Here is an 18,258-nt window from a genome sequence, read left to right on the forward strand (position 1 = left end):
TGATGATGGAATAAGTCCGTCATGTTACTGAACCCCTGAATATTTGCCTAGCGTTTAGGCGCAGCAGTACTTTCCCTGACAATTAACTCGGTGTCTAACAACCGGGAGCCACTTTGTACTGAATGCCCTTGTAGCTGCTCAAGTAATAGTAACATGGCTTGCTGACCAATTTGATAACGTGGTTGAGCCACGGTGGTCAAAGGGGGATCACAATACTGTGACAACTTCAGGTCGTCAAAGCCTACCAGCGAGACATCCTGCGGGATACGTAGTCCCATTCTCTTTGCCTGCCACATCGCGCCTATCGCCATCACATCATTGTGACAAAATATTGCTGTTGGGGGATGAGGCAATGCCATCAGCACCGCAAAGGTTTCTGCGCCAGCTTCATAGCTAAAGTCACCGCGCATAATATAGTCACTGTCGACAGCGATACCATTACGACGCAGTGCCTGAATATAGCCCTGGAGCCGATAATGGCTTAGCGGCAAACTCTCCGGCCCGGCAACACAGGCAATACGTTTGTGCCCCAATTCATGTAGATAATTAACCGCCTCATAAGCGGCAGTCAGATTATCGATATGTACCGTTGGCAGTTCCAGTTCAGGAGCGAACTCGTTTGCCATCACCATTGGCGGCAAATTGCGCTGCTCTTCTTTGCTGGCATCAAAAGGCAGATTGGAACCTAACAACAACATGCCATCAATTTGCTTGGTAATGATCAGGTTAACGAAGCTACGCTCTTGCTGGGTTTGTTGTGCGCAATCGCCAATTAAGATCAGATAACCTTGCTGGGCTGCCGCATACTCAATCCCTTGAATGATATCAGCAAAAAACGGGTCACTAATATCCGGTACAATAACCAGAATTGTGCGCGATTCATTACGTTTAATATTGCGGGACAAAGCATGAGGAGAATAACCCACCGCCAGAACAGCTTGCTCCACTTTTTGCCGGGTGACTGTTGACACTTTTTCCGGGTTCATCAGTGCGCGTGACACCGTCGCAGTTGAAACACCTGCCATTTCAGCAACGTCTTTCATGGTAGCCATCGTGAATTCTTTCTTATGTTCCAACGCCTTTCTCCTTGCTCTGGCTCCGAGCCAGCACTGATGCTTAATGCAGGCTTTCCGTCATTCTATACAGATAGTGGGGGTAATTTGTTACCTAATTTGCATAAAAAGTGTGACATAAGTAGGTTTTTTCGCACTGGCTCGCAGAAAGCGGGGTAATCGATTGCTTTGTGGCACAGATCAAACAATAAATCCCCCAAGTGAAAGAGAGACTACTCAACGTTATTGGCATTAATTAAGGCGGGGAATTAGCTGTCTATTGGGTCAACATCCAACGTCCACTTAACCTTACGTGCCTGCGGCAATGTATTGATTAGCGGCTGAGAGGTTTTAATCAGCCGTTGTAGCAATTGCCGTGAAGGGTGCTGTAACAGCAATTGCCAACGGAAGCGCCCACTGCGTTTGGCCTGCAATGCGGGCACTGGCCCCATAATCCACAATGCATCATCTTTGAGTGGGCTGGCTTCCAGCAAATTACGCAATTGCTGCAGGAATAGCGCGGATTGCTGGTTATCGTGATCTTCACTGCGCACGATGATATGGCTGGTATAAGGCGGTAAAAATACGCTTTTACGTTCCTCTAGGGCCTGTTTGGCAAAGGCATCGTAGCCCTGTTGCAGCAAAATTTGCAGCAGTGGATGCTCGGGGTGGTGTGTTTGTAAAATAACTTCACCTTGCTTACCCGCGCGCCCGGCACGACCTGAAACTTGTGTATAAAGCTGGGCAAACCGTTCCGCCGAACGGAAATCTGCCGAGAACAGTGCGCCATCGACATCCAGCAAGGCCACTAGCGTGACATCAGGGAAGTGATGCCCTTTAGCCAACATTTGGGTACCAATCAAGATGCGCGCACCCCCTTGATGGACATCAGCCAAATGCTGTTCCAGCGAGCCTTTGCGGCTGGTGGTATCGCGGTCAATTCGAGTGATGGGAGTATCCGGGAACAGAGGAGCCAGTTCGTTCTCTAACTGTTCAGTGCCAACACCGACAGAGACCAGATGGGTTGAACCACATTTTGGGCATTGCTGAGGCACCGGGCGCTGGCTGTCGCAATGGTGGCAGCGCAACTGACGGTGATTTTGATGCAAGGTGTAATAGTGGTCGCAGCGCTGGCATTCAGCAATCCAGCCACACTCATGGCACAGTAGCGCGGGAGCATAGCCACGGCGGTTCAGGAACAAAATTACCTGATTATCGGCCTGCAAATGGGTTTTCATCCGTTTTAGCAGTGGCTGAGAGAGGCCAACTTTAAGCGGCAAGCCTTTTAAATCGAGCAAATGCTGTACGGCGGGTTTGGCATTCCCCGCCCGTTTAGATAGCGTCAACTGGCGATATTTACCCATTTGCACATTGTGCAGGGTCTCAAGCGCCGGGGTCGCCGTGCCCATCACGATAGGAATGCCTTCTTCACGGGCACGAAATACGGCTAAATCCCGGGCATGATACCGCCAGCCTTCTTGTTGTTTATAAGAGCTGTCGTGCTCTTCATCGATAATAATGACCCCGAGGCGGGAAAACGGCGTAAACAGTGCCGAGCGGGTACCAATAACAATTGCGGCTTCGCCGTTACGCGCCCGTAGCCAGACGGACAAACGCTCGCTGTCATTTAAACCTGAATGGAGCACCTCAACGGGGGCGTTAAACCTTTCGCGAAAACGAGCGATAGTCTGTGGGGTCAGGCCGATCTCAGGGACTAAAACCAACGCCTGGCGGCCTTGTGCCAGAATATTTTCCAGCACGCTCAGATAAACTTCTGTTTTACCGGAGCCGGTCACCCCAGCCAGCAGCCAGACCGCAAACTGGGTATCTTCACTGCGAATCGCCCCAACGGCGGTTGCCTGCTCGGTATTCAGCCGCAGGCGCTCACCCAGAACGGCGAAGCCGTTGCGCCAATCGGTAGTCGCGATTTCCTGCGCCCGCAGGTCAATTAGCCCTTTACTGCGTAATGCCTGCAATGCGCTTTCGGTGAGTGCCATTTCATTAACTTGATGGCGATAGACCGGTTTTTGCAATAATGCGGCAAGCGCTTGTTGCTGCTTCGGTGCGCGTTTTAAGCTTTCCGGTGGTGTGGCTCGCCCTTGTTCGGTTGCGAACCACTGCCACAACGGCGCAGATTGGGCAGGCTTCCCCTGGCGCAACAGAATAGGTAGAGCATGGAACAGCACTTCACCTATCGGGTAATGATAATACTCGGTTGCCCAGCAGAGAATGCGCCACAAGCTGGGTGGGAATAGGCTGCGCTCATCCAGAACGGCGTCAATGGCTTTCAGTTGTTCAAGGGGGAATGTGCTGGTATCACTGATACCCACCACAATTCCGATGGCTTTGCGTTTACCAAATGGCACACTGACGCGAGCACCGACCACCGGGCAGGCCATGGCGCTGTCTAAACGGTAATCAAAGCTACGGGCCAACGGTACGGGTAATGCCACTTGAACAACGGACATGTTTTTTCATCCTAATAACTAAAATTGGTCTAAATAAGTACAATTGGCCTATACCCTAAATAATTCGAGTTGCAGGAAGGCGGCAAGCGAGAAAATCCCGCTGAGCTTACATGAGTAAGTGATTCGGGTTATTGAGCACAGCCAACGCACATGCAACTTGAAGTATGACGGGTATAAATAAAGATTGAACAGTTTACACTGCGTGCTTCACAATGTGCGGATTCGATTGCGCGGTTTAGTCAAATTCTGTATGATTCGCCGCCTTTGGTATAATTCGATATCAAATCCTGTTAACAACCGTTGCTTACTTTATCCGCAGCTGTTCGTTAACAATCAAATTGTTATTTATCAATCGTGTGGTGTCTGGCGGAACAGGGCTGGATAGCGACACGGCCTAAATATAGAGGTTTTCCATGAAACAAGGTATCCACCCTAAATACGAACAAGTTACTGCTTCTTGCTCTTGCGGTAACGTTATCAAGATCAACTCTACTGTTGGTCATGACCTGAATCTGGACGTGTGCGGCGAATGCCACCCGTTCTACACTGGCAAGCAGCGTGATGTTGCTACCGGTGGCCGTGTTGACCGCTTCAACAAGCGTTTCAGCATGCCGGGCGCTAAGAAGTAATTATTGCCCGTCAGATGAAAAAGGCACCTTCGGGTGCCTTTTTTGTTGTTAGCAAAAGATGATAGTCAGTGTCGCGAGATTGGCATGATCCAACTGACTATAGGGCACTTAATTGCTAGGTTGGTATCTGTACTTTAGATCTAGAGTAAAATCATTAGTGACTTTGTAGCCATCAGTACCTATTTGCAGCGATAAATTTGTACCATCAATGGTGAAATGATTGGGATCGAGATTAGAATCGGTACAACCAAAACAGCTCTCATAACCCGGTGAGGCTAACTGTCTTAATTGTTCCCAAATCTCTTTAACTCTTTGTGGGGTAGTATTTGGCGAAGGGTGATAGAGATCAAATAAGAGTTGTAGTGCTTCTTCTTGATGAATGGAAAAGAAAAAATCTTTGATTTTTTCCCACAGACTAAGATGAGGACGGACATCCTCACTCCACATATTGTTGATCTGTAAGTCGCTTATTTTAGCGGTAAGCAAACCATCTCCCACGGGAAAAGGCATTAATTTCACTCCACTTTACGATTAAAAATACAATTAAAGCGAATCAGTGGAGTGATGAGTATCATGTTAAAACTGTATTTATCAATATTCCCAGGTATCGGGATCAACACCCAACTCACGCATTAAAATTTTCGCGGCTTCCGGGATTTCATCGCTACGTTCTTTACGCAGGTCTTCGTCATTCGGTAGCGGCTGGCCGGTAAATGCATGCAAAAAGGCCTCACACAACAATTCACTGTTGGTGGCGTGGCGCAGGTTGTTCACCTGACGGCGGGTCCGTTCATCGGTGAGGATTTTTAACACCTTCAGCGGAATGGATACCGTAATTTTTTTGACCTGTTCGCTTTTCTTACCGTGTTCAGCGTAAGGGCTGACATACTCGCCGTTCCACTCAGCCATGGGACACCTTAAATTTGTCGGGAAAATACAAAATTCTGAAAACCGGCCAATTATGCCCGATCTTCGCTGTTCTCACTAAATAAATGTCGATTTTACTAGAGCAACATCACCCATTTAATCATTTTACTACTTATTGATAGCCGTTACCTTTCGATACGCTCCTTGCGGTTAAACAAAACACCACCGAAAACTCACTGACATCATTAAGATAGTTAAAGCCTCTACAATTTTAGCGGTTATTATTCCATTGCTCAATCTATACGCAAAGAAGTTTAGATGTCCAGATGTATTGACGTCCGTAATTTGTGCGTCTAATCTGGCGTAACATTTTCTCGATAACCGGCTGGTGGAAATCCATATGACGCGTAAACAGGCAACAATAGCAGTCCGTAGCGGGTTGAACGATGACGAGCAATACGGCTGCGTTGTTCCCCCGATTCACCTCTCCAGTACCTATAATTTTATCGATTTTAATCAGCCGCGCGCACATGATTATTCACGTCGCGGGAATCCGACGCGCGATGTGGTACAGCGTGCACTGGCGGAACTGGAAGGTGGTGCGGGTGCAGTCATGACCAGCAGCGGGATGTCGGCGATTCATTTGGTTTGCACCACATTCCTAAAACCGGGTGATTTGCTGGTCGCCCCACACGACTGTTACGGCGGCAGTTATCGTTTATTCGATAGTCTGAGCAAGCGCGGTGCTTATCGGGTGCTGTTTGTCGATCAGGGTGATGAAACGGCATTGAGCCGGGCCTTGGCGGAAAAACCCAAGCTTATATTGATTGAAACACCCAGTAATCCGCTGCTACGAGTGGTAGATATTGCCGCTATCTGCAAGGCGGCACGTGCAGTAGGTGCTCTGACGGTTTGTGATAACACGTTCCTCAGCCCCGCCTTGCAGCAGCCACTCTCTTTAGGGGCGGATTTGGTGGTTCACTCCTGTACTAAATACCTAAATGGTCACTCTGATGTGGTCGCTGGTGCGGTAATTGCCAAAGATCCTGAGCTGGCGGTTGAGCTGGCATGGTGGGCGAATAATATCGGGGTAACGGGGGCAGCATTTGATAGCTACCTGTTATTACGCGGTTTGCGTACCTTGTCGCCACGTATGGCTCAGCAGCAACGTAATGCGGATGAGATTGTTCGTTATTTACAGCAGCAGCCTTTAGTGAAAAAGCTGTATCATCCTTCTCTGCCACAACATCCCGGCCACGAAATTGCTTGCCGTCAGCAGTCTGGTTTCGGTGCGATGCTCAGTTTTGAGCTTGATGGTGATGAACAGCTACTGCGTCGCTTTCTCTCAGCCCTTGAGTTATTTACTCTGGCGGAGTCTTTGGGCGGTGTGGAAAGTCTGATTTCCCATGCAGCGACCATGACCCATGCCGGTATGGCACCAGAAGCGCGCATTGCCGCAGGTATTACTGACAGCTTGTTGCGCATTTCCGTGGGTATTGAAGACAGCGAAGATTTGATTGCCGATTTGGAAAATGCTTTCCAGTTGGCGGGAACGAGGTAAGCATGAATGCAACAGCGGTAGCAGCGGCGGTGACCGGCCGTCAACTGCATAAGTTTGGTGGTAGTAGCCTTGCGGATGTGAAGTGTTACCTGCGGGTGGCCAATATTATGGCCAATTACAGTCATCCTGGTGATCTGATGGTGGTGTCTGCGGCAGGCAGTACCACCAACCAACTGATTAGCTGGTTGAAACTGAGCCAAAGTGATCGTCTTTCTGCTCATCAGGTGCAACAAAATTTACGTCGTTATCAACATGATCTGATCAGTGGCTTATTGTCTCCAGAAATGGCCGAACCGCTGATTAGTGAGTTTATCCATGATTTGGAGCGTTTGGCGGGCCTGCTGGATAACAAAGTCGACGATGCAATTTATGCCGAAGTGGTGGGGCACGGTGAGATTTGGTCCGCCCGTTTGATGGCGGCGGTTTTGAACAAGCAGGATATGAACGCCACCTGGCTGGATGCCCGTAGTTTCCTGCGCGCAGAGCGTGCGGCACAACCACAAATCGATGAAGGCCGTTCTTACCCGCTGTTACAACAATTAATGGCCCAGCATCCACATCAACGTTTGGTGGTGACAGGGTTTATCTCGCGCAGTAATTCCGGTGAAACCGTGCTGCTGGGGCGTAACGGCAGTGACTACTCGGCGACACAAGTCGGGGCGCTGGCGGGGGTCGAGCGGGTGACCATCTGGAGTGATGTTGCTGGGGTATACAGTGCTGACCCACGCAAAGTAAAAGATGCCTGTCTGTTACCGTTACTGCGATTGGATGAAGCCAGTGAATTGGCCCGTTTGGCAGCACCGGTGCTGCATACCCGCACGCTACAACCGGTTTCAGGCAGTGATATCGATTTACAACTGCGTTGTAGTTATCAGCCAGAGCAGGGTTCAACCCGCATTGAGCGCGTACTGGCATCAGGTTCGGGGGCGAAAATCGTTACCAGCCATGATGATGTCTGCCTGATCGAATTGCAGATTGCCGGTCATCACGATTTCTCGCTGGCGCAGAAAGAGATTGATTTGCTACTCAAACGTGCGCAAATCAAACCGCTAGCCACCGGTATTCATCCCGATCGCAATCTGTTGCAACTCTGCTATACCTCCGAAGTAGTTAACAGTGCACTAAGAGTGCTGGAAGATGCCGCGCTGCCGGGTAAATTATCCCTACGCGAAGGGCTGGCACTGGTCGCACTCGTGGGCGCGGGGGTCTGCAAGAACCCACTGCACAGCCACCGGTTCTACCAACAGTTAAAAGATCAGCCAGTTGAGTTTATTTGGCAGGCAGAAGATGGGATCAGCATGGTGGCCGTTTTGCGCCTTGGTCCGACTGAACACCTGATTCAGGGCTTGCACCAGTCACTGTTCCGTGCAGAAAAACGCATTGGTCTGATGCTGTTCGGCAAAGGTAATATTGGTGCCCGCTGGCTGGAACTGTTCGCCCGCGAGCAGAAGAATATCTCGGCGCGCAGTGGTTTTGAGTTTGTGCTGGCAGGTGTGGTGGATAGCCGCCGCAGCCTGTTAAGTTACGATGGGCTGGATGCCAGTCGGACATTGGCATTTTATGATGACGAAGCCAAAGAGCAGGATGAAGAGTCGCTGTTCTTGTGGATGCGAGCACACCCGTTTGATGATTTGGTGGTGCTGGATGTGACCGCTAGTGAGTCGCTGGCCGGACAATATCTGGATTTCGCCAGCTACGGTTTCCACGTTATCAGCGCCAACAAACTGGCCGGTGCATCCAGTAGCAATAACTACCGCCAAATTCGCGATGCTTTTGCCAAAACCGGCCGCCACTGGCTGTACAACGCCACGGTGGGCGCTGGCTTACCGGTTAACCACACGGTGCGTGATCTACGTGATAGCGGCGACAGTATCTTGGCGATCAGTGGTATCTTCTCCGGCACGCTGTCGTGGTTATTCCTGCAATTTGACGGCACGGTACCCTTTACCGAATTGGTCGATCAAGCCTGGCAGCAAGGTCTGACTGAGCCAGACCCACGGGTGGATCTTTCCGGCCAGGATGTGATGCGTAAACTGGTGATTCTGGCCCGTGAAGCGGGTTATGACATTGAACCGAATCAGGTGCGGGTGGAGTCGCTGGTGCCTGCTGGTGCTGATGTGGGGTCGGTAGATCAGTTCTTTGAAAATGGCGAAGCATTGAATCAGCAAATGATTCAGCGCTTAGAAGCCGCGAACGAGATGGGGTTGGTGTTACGTTACGTGGCACGCTTTGATGCTAATGGTAAGGCTCGAGTGGGCGTTGAAGCCGTTCGTGCTGACCATCCGCTGGCTTCGTTGCTGCCGTGCGATAACGTCTTTGCCATTGAGAGCCGTTGGTATCGCGATAACCCTCTGGTCATTCGTGGCCCAGGTGCCGGGCGTGATGTTACTGCCGGAGCAATTCAGTCTGATTTAAACCGCCTGTCTCAATTGCTGTAATTTGCATTAATTCGCCTCTTCTGCTTAAGCGGAGGAGGCGAAATTACCTCTTTAATCCATTCCCTCTTTAATGCCGGTCCCCAAGAGCGCATATTGCTGACAGGCAGTAAGCGAACACCGCGAACCCCTGTAACTTCAAGGGTTAGAGGTCTACATGAATTTTCTGCGTATGGCGTGTGAAGATTAATCATCGTCCTAAACTTATTTAAAAGTTGACTCTTTAGCCAACTTCCGTCATTTTCTATTTAGCCGTCTAAACGTATAGACGCTCATAAATGAGCGGTAACAGATAACATAAGTCGTCATAACGACAATGGAGTAACAGGGTATGAGTTTTTTCCACGCAAACCAGCGGGAAGCGCTGAATCAAAGTCTGTCAGAGTTGCAGGGTCAGATTAATGTTTCTTTTGAGTTTTTCCCGCCGCGTACCAGCGAGATGGAAGAGACCCTGTGGAGTTCGATTGATCGTCTGAGCACCCTGAAACCTAAGTTTGTCTCGGTGACTTATGGCGCGAACTCTGGCGAGCGCGATCGTACCCACAGCATCATCAAAGGGATAAAAGAGCGCACTGGCCTGGAAGCCGCACCGCATCTGACCTGCATTGATGCTTCACCGACTCAGTTACGTGATATTGCTACCGATTACTGGAACAGCGGTATCCGCCATATCGTTGCTCTGCGGGGGGATTTGCCACCGGATAGTGGTAAACCAGAAATGTACGCATCTGATTTGGTGACCTTGCTGAAAGACGTAGGGGATTTTGATATCTCGGTGGCGGCTTATCCAGAAGTCCATCCTGAAGCCAAAAGCGCGCAAGCTGACCTGATCAACCTCAAGCGTAAGATTGATGCGGGTGCTAACCGGGCGATTACCCAGTTCTTCTTTGATGTTGAGAGCTATCTGCGTTTTCGCGACCGCTGTGTGGCTACCGGCATCGACGTTGAAATTGTGCCGGGCATTTTACCGGTATCCAATTTTAAACAGCTTCAGCGCTTTGCCACCATGACCAACGTGCGGGTACCACACTGGATGACCAGTATTTTCGAAGGGCTGGATAATGATCCTGAGACGCGCAAAATGGTGGGTGCCTCAGTGGCGATGGATATGGTGAAGATTTTAAGCCGTGAAGGGGTGAAGGATTTCCATTTCTATACCTTGAATCGGGCAGAGTTGAGTTATGCGATTTGCCATACCCTCGGGGTGAGACCGTAATTTTTGAAAGGGGCGGTGGCCCCTTTTCATCATAATCATCAAGCAAACAAAAGATAATCAGGGGAATCGCTTCCCCCAAAATCAATGGCTAACCTGTATTCCGCATTCCCGCAGCCACACCGGCGATAGTCACCATCAATGCCTGCTCAACACGGGCATCTGGGTGCTCATGCTGGCGCGAACGGTGCAACAGCTCAGCTTGCAGCACGTTCAGTGGGTCGGTATACACATTACGCAACGCGATCGATTCCGCAATCCACGGCAAATCAGCCATCAAGTGGTCATCGTTGGCGATAGCCAGCACCACTTTAATATCTGCGGCTAACTGGTCGCGTAATTGCTGACCCAACGGCCACAGTGATTTATCCACTAAACGTTGGTCGTAATACTCCGCCAGCCACAAATCAGCCTTGGCGAACACCATTTCCAGCATCCCGATACGGGTAGAGAAGAATGGCCAGTCACGACACATCGTGGCTAATACTTCTTTCTTACCGGCATCAATCGCTTTTTGCAAACCGGCCCCCGCACCCAGCCAGGCAGGTAGCATCAGGCGGTTTTGTGTCCAGGCGAAAATCCATGGAATGGCACGTAAGCTCTCGACTCCGCCATCCGCACGGCGTTTTGCCGGGCGAGAACCCAATGGCAACTTACCTAATTCCAGCTCTGGGGTCGCGGCGCGGAAGTAAGGGACAAACTCAGGATTCTCACGTACGTAGCCGCGATACATATCGCAGGAAGCGTCCGATAGAATGTCCATCACCTCAACCCACTCTTTCTTCGGCTCTGGCGGCGGTAACAGATTGGCTTCCAGAATCGCTCCGGCATACAGCGCCAGACTGCTGATAGTGACTTCCGGCAGCCCAAATTTAAAGCGGATCATCTCGCCTTGTTCAGTGACGCGTAAGCCGCCTTTTAAGCTACCCGGAGGCTGAGAAAGCAGAGCTGCATGTGCAGGCGCACCGCCACGGCCGATAGAACCGCCACGACCGTGGAACAGCGTCAGAGAGATACCGGCCTTCTCACAGGTTTTGATCAACGCATCTTGCGCACGATATTGCGCCCAGGATGCTGCCATTACGCCGGCATCTTTTGCCGAGTCGGAATAGCCAATCATCACCATCTGCTTGCCTTGGATCAGGCCGCGATACCAGTCGATATTTAGCAACTGGGTCATCACTTCGTCGGCATTGTTCAGGTCATCAAGGGTTTCGAACAATGGCGCAACTGGCAGCGTGAATGGGCAACCCGCTTCTTTCAGCAGTAAATGTACTGCCAGCACGTCTGATGGCACTTTAGCCATGGAGATAACATAAGCGGCGATAGAGCCTTGTGGTGCTTCGGCAATCACCCGGCACGTTTCCAGCACTTCTTGTGTATTAGCACTCGGTTCCCATTTCAGCGGAACCAGTGGGCGCTTGGAGTTCAGTTCGCGGATCAGGAAGGCTTGTTTGTCTGCCTCAGACCAGCTTTCATAATCGCCGAGGCCCAGATAACGGGTCAGTTCAGCGATGGCATCGGTGTGGCGGGTACTTTCCTGGCGCACATCGATACGCACCAGTGGCACACCAAAACAGCGCACGCGGCGCAGGGTGTCCAGCAGTTGGCCATTAGCAATGATCTCCATGCCACAGGTTTTCAGAGACTGATAACAGGCGTAAAGCGGGTCCCACAGTTGGTCATTACTCACCAGCAAATCAGTTGGTGGCAAGACACGTTCGCCTTTCAGACGGTCTTCCAGATAAGCCTGAGTATTGGTCAACTGGGTACGGACGCGTTTCATTAATTCGCGATAAGGTTCGACCACCTCTTCGCCACCGGCCAATTCACGCAGTTCCGGGGTACATTCCGACATGGACAGCTCTGATACCAACACTTGAATATCACGCAAGAACAGGTCGGTGGCTTTCCAACGGCTGAGTAACAGCACATGGCGGGTAATTTCAGCGGTAACGTTCGGGTTACCGTCACGGTCCCCCCCCATCCAAGAGGTGAAGCGTATTGGTACGGCCTCTACAGGCAAGCGGTAATCGAGCGAGTTTTGTAACTGCTCGTTAAACTCACGCAGGAATGCGGGCACACCTTCCCACAGGCTGTTTTCAACCACGGCAAAGCCCCATTTGGCTTCATCTACTGGGGAAGGGCGTATTTTACGAATTTCGTCAGTATGCCACGATTGTGCAACTAACTGGCGCAAACGACGCATGATCTTGTTGCGTTCGTAATCGGCTAAGTCATTGTGATCCAACTGGCTCAGGCAGGTATTCACTTCCACCAGTTTGTGGATCAGGGTGCGACGTGTAATTTCGGTTGGGTGAGCGGTTAACACCAACTCAATGGATAACTCATCAACCGCGCTGCGCATATCTTTCTCACTCAGCTTTTTATCTTTTAAGCGGGTGAAAAGCTGGGCCAGAGCTTCTGGGTTACTTGCGGCTTCACCGTGTGGTGAAATACTGTGATATTGCTCTGCCGTATTCGTCAGATTGAGGAATTGGCTAAAAGCACGGGCTACCGGCAGCAGCTCGTCGTTGGACAGATTTTGCAGCGTGGTCAGCAGTTCCTGACGGCTCGCTTCATTACCAGCACGCGAAGATTTGGATAATTTACGGATGGTTTCTACTTTTTCAAGGATGTGTTCACCAAGCGCTTCTTTGATGGTGTCCCCGAGTAGCGTACCGAGCATACTGACGTTACTTCGCATTGCGGAATATTGTTCGTTCATATGACCCCTGACCCATATCCCCTTCGCCCTTGACGCCGCAGGGTGGTTAGCGACGCTTACTCACCCGAATCACTGACCGGTGTCAGCTGATCGGGATTAATGAGCCTCAAAGAGGCTCACCCTGCGGGCTAGCATAAATGCTGTTCAAATCGGTCTTCAACCGATTTGTCTTTCACTTGCTGCCTACCTGCAACGCCAATGACTTTGGGTATAAACTTTTATGGTTTCTTTTTGTAAATTAATTTCACCCAAAAGGCCGAGATGGACAATTCCACTCGCCACGTTCAATTCCATACTCCAATTGACACTATTTTTAGCAAAAAAACATCAATTTTAGGGATATTGCTGAAATTTAATTACCAAGGTCAGGTTATCAGTCTTCCTAATAGGCAAAATTGATCGCCTACCCCATAAGAGGTAATTACTGCTGGCAGAAATGGTCAACCAACTGACCAATCAGCTCGCGGGTTGGCTCGATAAAGGCCATATCGATAAATTCATCTGGCTGATGGGCTTGATCGATCGAACCGGGCCCCAGCACCAGAGTTGGGCACACTTGCTGGATAAACGGCGCTTCGGTGCAATAGTTCACCACCGCGGTACGCTCACCCAATAATTTCTCGATAACCCCTACCATATGGTGATCGGTTGGGCATTCATAGCCTGGGATCGGTGGATGCAGTTCGTCAATGCTCAAACGGCCCGGCCAGCGCTGGCTTACCGGTGTCAGCGCTTCGGTCATTAACTCATTCAGATCACTTAATGTCAGGCCCGGCAACGGGCGGATATCCATATGCAATTCGCAGCAAGCACAGATACGGTTTGCCGCATCACCGCCGTTAATATGACCAAAATTCATGGTGGGATACGGAATAGTAAACGCCGGATTGTGATAACGCTCTTGCAACCTGGTGCGTAGCTTCATCAATTGAGTGATAGATTCATGCATTAAATCAATGGCATTCACCCCACGTGCCGGATCGCTAGAATGCCCAGACTGACCGGTAATTCGGATAGCATTGGAAATATGCCCTTTGTGCGCCCGCACCGGTTGCAGCGAGGTTGGCTCCCCGATAATGGCAAAATCTGGGCGCAGCTGGCTGGAGGCGGCAAAGTAGCGCGCGCCTGCCATGGTGGTTTCTTCATCGGCGGTTGCCAGAATATACAGTGGCTTGCTCAGTTTGCTGGCATCGATATCGCGCACCGCATCCAGAATAAAGGCGAAGAAGCCTTTCATGTCGGCGGTACCCAAGCCATACAACTTATTGTCATGTTCGGTCAGGGTGAACGGTGAGCGCGTCCAACGCCCTTCATCAAAAGGCACAGTATCGGTATGACCCGCCAGCAATAATCCACCATTGCCTTCTCCAATGCTGGCAAGCAGATTAAATTTGTGGCGTGTATCGGGCACGGGTTGGATCTCGACACGAAAACCCAAGTCTGCAAACCATCCGGCCAACAAGTTGATTAACGCCTCATTACTTTGATCGAGAGCGCTATCGGTTGCGCTGATCGATGGCGTCGCGATTAACGCCCGATACAGCTCAATAAATGGAGGTAATTTCATCTTCACTGTTGACAGCCTTTGGTTAGGATAGTATCAATATTCATGCAGTAATTATGAATAAAAATACATTAAGCTTGAGCGTAAGGGAACCGAAAAACACCCTTAAATTTACGAAAATGTCAACGCTCAATCACGAGGGGAACAGCAAAACCTTGCTGAAAACCCAAATACCGGTTTTGACTACTTATGTCTTTATACCGAATTACATTTTTATACCCAAAGTACTTGGAGTTGCAGGTAGGCGGCAAGTGAGTAATAAGCACTGCTGCAACGTCAAGTAAGCAGGGTAAGGTGAACTGAACCCATGTTGAATACGCTAATTGTTGGTGCCAGTGGTTATGCCGGAGCGGAGCTTACGGCTTACCTGAGTCGTCACCCACATATGAACATAACCGGTTTAACGGTTTCAGCGCAAAGTGCAGATGCAGGAAAATTACTTTCTGACCTGCATCCGCAGCTAAAAGGCATTATTGATCTCCCGCTACAACCCTTGGTGGATGTGGCTCAGGCAGCAAACGGGGTTGATGTTGTGTTCCTCGCTACCGCCCACGAGGTCAGCCATGATTTAGCGCCGCAATTTTTAGCTGCCGGTTGTGTCGTATTCGATCTCTCTGGTGCGTTTCGGGTTAAAGATACGGCGTTTTACCGTCAGTATTATGGTTTTGAACATAAACATCCCGATTGGCTGGATAAAGCCGTCTATGGGCTTGCTGAATGGCAGGCAGAAGAGATTAAGCAGGCACAGTTGATCGCGGTACCAGGCTGTTATCCAACCGCATCGCAATTAGCGCTTAAGCCGTTGGTTGATAATAAATTATTGAATGAAGCACAGTGGCCGGTGATTAATGCGGTCAGTGGCGTCAGCGGCGCAGGGCGTAAGGCCAGTATCGGCAACAGTTTCTGTGAAGTGAGTTTACAGCCCTACGGCTTGTTTAATCATCGTCATCATCCAGAAATTGTGGCTCACCTTGGCACGCCAGTTATTTTTACCCCGCACTTGGGTAATTTCGCCCGGGGCATTTTGGCGACCATTACCTGCCGTCTGAACGCGGGTATTACGGCGCAAGATATTGCCAACGCGTATCACCATGCTTATCAGGATAAACCGCTGGTGCGGTTGTATCAGCAAGGTGTTCCCGCGTTGAAAGCGGTGGTTGGTTTGCCTTTCTGCGATATTGGTTTCTCAGTGCAAGGCGAACATTTAATTATTGTCGCGACCGAAGATAACCTACTGAAAGGTGCAGCAGCTCAGGCTGTGCAATGCATGAATATACGTTTTGGTTTTACAGAAACCGAGTCTTTGTTGTGGGGCAAGGTTAGTCACTAGCCGAAATTGCTGGTCGCGGTCATGCCTGTAAACCCATAAATTTTACCCGATTAAATAAGGCGCAAAAATGATGAATCCGTTAGTCATTAAATTAGGTGGCGTGTTGCTCGACAGCGAAGAAGCGCTGGAACGCCTGTTTACTGCATTGGTGACTTATCGCGAAAAGCATGAGCGCCCGCTAGTGATTATGCACGGTGGCGGTTGTCTGGTTGACGATCTTATGAAAAAACTCGCTTTGCCGGTGGTGAAGAAAAACGGCTTACGCGTCACCCCTGCTGATCAGATTGATATCATTACCGGCGCACTGGCGGGCACCGCTAACAAAACCCTGCTGTCTTGGGCGGTGAAACATAATATTAATGCTGTTGGCTTGTGTCTGGGCGATGGTGGAACCGTCTCGGTAACGCTACTGGATGCCGAGCTGGGGCATGTGGGTAATGCTCAGCCGGGATCACCTACTTTGGTGAATACCTTGCTGGCTGCGGATTACATGCCCATTATCAGCTCCATTGGTATTACTGCCGACGGTCAACTGATGAATGTGAATGCCGATCAGGCAGCCACCGCGTTAGCCGCCACCCTTGGGGCAGATTTGATCTTGTTGTCTGATGTTAGTGGCATACTGGATGGTAAAGGCCAACGGATTGCTGAAATGACGGCGCAAAAAGCCGAGCAACTCATTGCTCAAGGCATCATCACCGATGGTATGGTAGTTAAAGTGAACGCAGCACTGGATGCAGCACGCTCACTAGGCCGCCCGGTAGATATTGCCAGTTGGCGTCATGCGGATCAGTTACCGGCACTGTTTAATGGTGAGCCGATCGGTACACGTATTTCGGCCTGATACCTGATACTGTTTATTTTATTATGAGTTTTTATTCTGAAACTAGGGAAGAAAGATTATGGCATTGTGGGGCGGGCGGTTCAGTCAGGCGGCAGATCAGCGTTTCAAGCAATTCAACGATTCACTGCGGTTTGATTATCGGCTGGCGGAGCAGGATATTATCGGTTCTGTTGCCTGGTCGAAAGCGCTGGTGACAGTTGGGGTATTAACGGCTACCGAACAGCAACAACTGGAACAGGCACTTGATGCATTGCAAAAAGAAGTGCAGGCCGATCCACAGGCTATCTTGAACAGTGATGCTGAAGATATTCACAGTTGGGTCGAAACCAAACTGATTGATAAAGTTGGCGATTTAGGCAAAAAACTGCATACCGGCCGTAGCCGTAATGATCAGGTGGCGACCGATCTGAAATTGTGGTGCAAATTCCAGATTACTGAATTACAAACTGCGGTTAAGCAGTTGCAGCAGGCGCTGGTTGCCACAGCCGAAGTGAATCAGGATGCCGTCATGCCGGGTTATACCCACTTGCAACGTGCTCAACCGGTGACTTTTGCTCACTGGTGTCTGGCGTATGCAGAAATGCTGTCGCGTGACCAAAGCCGACTGCAAGATACCCTGACGCGCTTGGATGTCAGCCCATTGGGCAGTGGTGCATTGGCAGGTACTGCCTATGCCATCGATCGCGAACAACTGGCTAGCTGGTTAGGTTTCGCCTCTGCCACTCGCAACAGCCTCGACAGTGTTTCAGACCGCGACCACGTCTTAGAGCTACTGTCTGATGCCAGCATCGGCATGGTGCATTTATCTCGTTTTGCTGAGGATCTGATCTTCTTCAACAGTGGCGAAGCGGCTTTCGTTGATTTATCGGATCGTGTGACCTCCGGTTCTTCCTTGATGCCACAGAAGAAAAACCCAGATGCGTTGGAATTAATCCGTGGTAAATGTGGCAGAGTACAAGGTGCATTGACCGGAATGATGATGACGTTGAAAGGCTTGCCTCTTGCTTATAACAAAGACATGCAGGAAGACAAAGAAGGGCTGTTTGATGCGTTGGATACCTGGCTCGATTGCCTGCATATGGCGGCGCTGGTATTAGACGGTATTCAGGTAAAACGGCCACGTTGTAAAGAAGCGGCAGAACAGGGTTACGCCAATGCTACTGAACTGGCTGATTATCTGGTCGCCAAGGGCGTACCCTTCCGTGAGGCGCACCATATTGTTGGTGAAGCAGTCGTTGAAGCTATTCGTCAGGGTAAAGCGCTGGAAGCACTCTCGCTGGCCGATTTGCAGAAGTTCAGCGCAGTGATTGGCGATGATGTCTATCCGATTCTGGCATTGCAATCTTGCCTGGATAAACGTGTTGCTAAAGGTGGGGTCTCACCACAGCAGGTGGCTTCTGCTATTGCCGAAGCGAAAGAACGCCTAATTTAATTAGTTAGGTATTAATATTGATAATGGGCCACTTTATAGTGGCCCATTTTACATGCAAACGTATTTGAAATAATTTACATGTTATTTTTCATATTGTCTTATTTTGATTAACGTTACTCTAACGATTATTTTTCT

General features: G+C 50.1%; 13 protein-coding genes. 7 read left to right on the forward strand and 6 right to left on the reverse strand.

Annotated elements, in window-relative coordinates:
• Window positions 1-47: 47 nt before the first annotated feature.
• Together cytR and priA are read right to left on the reverse strand one after the other, a co-directional pair.
• Window positions 48-1,076 (reverse strand): DNA-binding transcriptional regulator CytR, encoded by a 1,029-nt coding sequence (gene cytR, locus V1952_RS05160; RefSeq protein ID WP_083161782.1) that lies wholly within the window; start codon window positions 1,074-1,076, stop codon window positions 48-50.
• A 245-nt stretch (window positions 1,077-1,321) separates the two neighbouring features.
• Window positions 1,322-3,520, reverse strand: a complete 2,199-nt coding sequence (priA, locus tag V1952_RS05165) for a primosomal protein N' (protein ID WP_372560120.1) — start codon at window positions 3,518-3,520, stop codon at window positions 1,322-1,324.
• Window positions 3,521-3,933: 413 nt separating this feature from the next.
• Here priA and rpmE point away from each other — a divergent pair, with 413 nt between their 5' ends.
• Window positions 3,934-4,149, forward strand: a complete 216-nt coding sequence (gene rpmE, locus V1952_RS05170) for a 50S ribosomal protein L31 (RefSeq protein ID WP_083161786.1) — start codon at window positions 3,934-3,936, stop codon at window positions 4,147-4,149.
• Between the two features lie 108 nt (window positions 4,150-4,257).
• Here rpmE and V1952_RS05175 read toward each other — a convergent pair whose 3' ends face one another.
• Both V1952_RS05175 and metJ read right to left on the reverse strand, forming a co-directional pair.
• Window positions 4,258-4,659: a hypothetical protein gene (locus V1952_RS05175; RefSeq protein ID WP_372560119.1), complete on the reverse strand. Its 402-nt coding sequence runs from the start codon at window positions 4,657-4,659 to the stop codon at window positions 4,258-4,260.
• An 81-nt stretch (window positions 4,660-4,740) separates the two neighbouring features.
• Window positions 4,741-5,058 (reverse strand): met regulon transcriptional regulator MetJ, encoded by a 318-nt coding sequence (gene metJ / locus V1952_RS05180; RefSeq protein WP_004392248.1) that lies wholly within the window; start codon window positions 5,056-5,058, stop codon window positions 4,741-4,743.
• A 358-nt stretch (window positions 5,059-5,416) separates the two neighbouring features.
• Here metJ and metB point away from each other — a divergent pair, with 358 nt between their 5' ends.
• The 3 genes from metB to metF all read left to right on the forward strand — a co-directional run bounded on the left by metB (window position 5,417) and on the right by metF (window position 10,228).
• Window positions 5,417-6,577, forward strand: a complete 1,161-nt coding sequence (gene metB / locus V1952_RS05185; RefSeq protein ID WP_372560118.1) for a cystathionine gamma-synthase — start codon at window positions 5,417-5,419, stop codon at window positions 6,575-6,577.
• Between the two features lie 2 nt (window positions 6,578-6,579).
• Window positions 6,580-9,015 (forward strand): bifunctional aspartate kinase/homoserine dehydrogenase II, encoded by a 2,436-nt coding sequence (locus tag V1952_RS05190; protein WP_083161790.1) that lies wholly within the window; start codon window positions 6,580-6,582, stop codon window positions 9,013-9,015.
• Window positions 9,016-9,343: 328 nt separating this feature from the next.
• The gene (gene metF, locus V1952_RS05195; protein WP_083161792.1) at window positions 9,344-10,228 is read left to right on the forward strand and encodes a methylenetetrahydrofolate reductase; all 885 of its coding nucleotides are present in this window, start codon (window positions 9,344-9,346) and stop codon (window positions 10,226-10,228) included.
• Between the two features lie 88 nt (window positions 10,229-10,316).
• Here metF and ppc read toward each other — a convergent pair whose 3' ends face one another.
• Together ppc and argE are read right to left on the reverse strand one after the other, a co-directional pair.
• Entirely contained in the window at window positions 10,317-12,953 is a 2,637-nt protein-coding gene (gene ppc, locus V1952_RS05200; protein ID WP_372560117.1) for a phosphoenolpyruvate carboxylase, read from the reverse strand.
• A 421-nt stretch (window positions 12,954-13,374) separates the two neighbouring features.
• Window positions 13,375-14,520 carry an acetylornithine deacetylase gene (gene argE, locus V1952_RS05205; RefSeq protein ID WP_420071222.1) on the reverse strand — a complete coding sequence of 382 codons (1,146 nt, stop codon included), beginning with the start codon at window positions 14,518-14,520 and terminating at the stop codon, window positions 13,375-13,377.
• A 304-nt stretch (window positions 14,521-14,824) separates the two neighbouring features.
• Between argE and argC the strand changes: the two genes are divergently transcribed.
• From argC to argH, 3 genes are all read left to right on the forward strand, one after another.
• Complete coding sequence (argC, locus tag V1952_RS05210) at window positions 14,825-15,847, forward strand: N-acetyl-gamma-glutamyl-phosphate reductase (protein ID WP_420074415.1); 1,023 nt, start codon at window positions 14,825-14,827, stop codon at window positions 15,845-15,847.
• A 70-nt stretch (window positions 15,848-15,917) separates the two neighbouring features.
• Window positions 15,918-16,691 (forward strand): acetylglutamate kinase, encoded by a 774-nt coding sequence (gene argB, locus V1952_RS05215; RefSeq protein WP_372560675.1) that lies wholly within the window; start codon window positions 15,918-15,920, stop codon window positions 16,689-16,691.
• 58 nt (window positions 16,692-16,749) lie between these two features.
• Window positions 16,750-18,123 carry an argininosuccinate lyase gene (gene argH, locus V1952_RS05220; RefSeq protein ID WP_420071224.1) on the forward strand — a complete coding sequence of 458 codons (1,374 nt, stop codon included), beginning with the start codon at window positions 16,750-16,752 and terminating at the stop codon, window positions 18,121-18,123.
• Window positions 18,124-18,258 lie beyond the last annotated feature (135 nt).

The organism is Yersinia sp. 2542 StPb PI, from assembly GCF_048593855.1.
GTDB lineage: Bacteria > Pseudomonadota > Gammaproteobacteria > Enterobacterales > Enterobacteriaceae > Yersinia > Yersinia enterocolitica_E.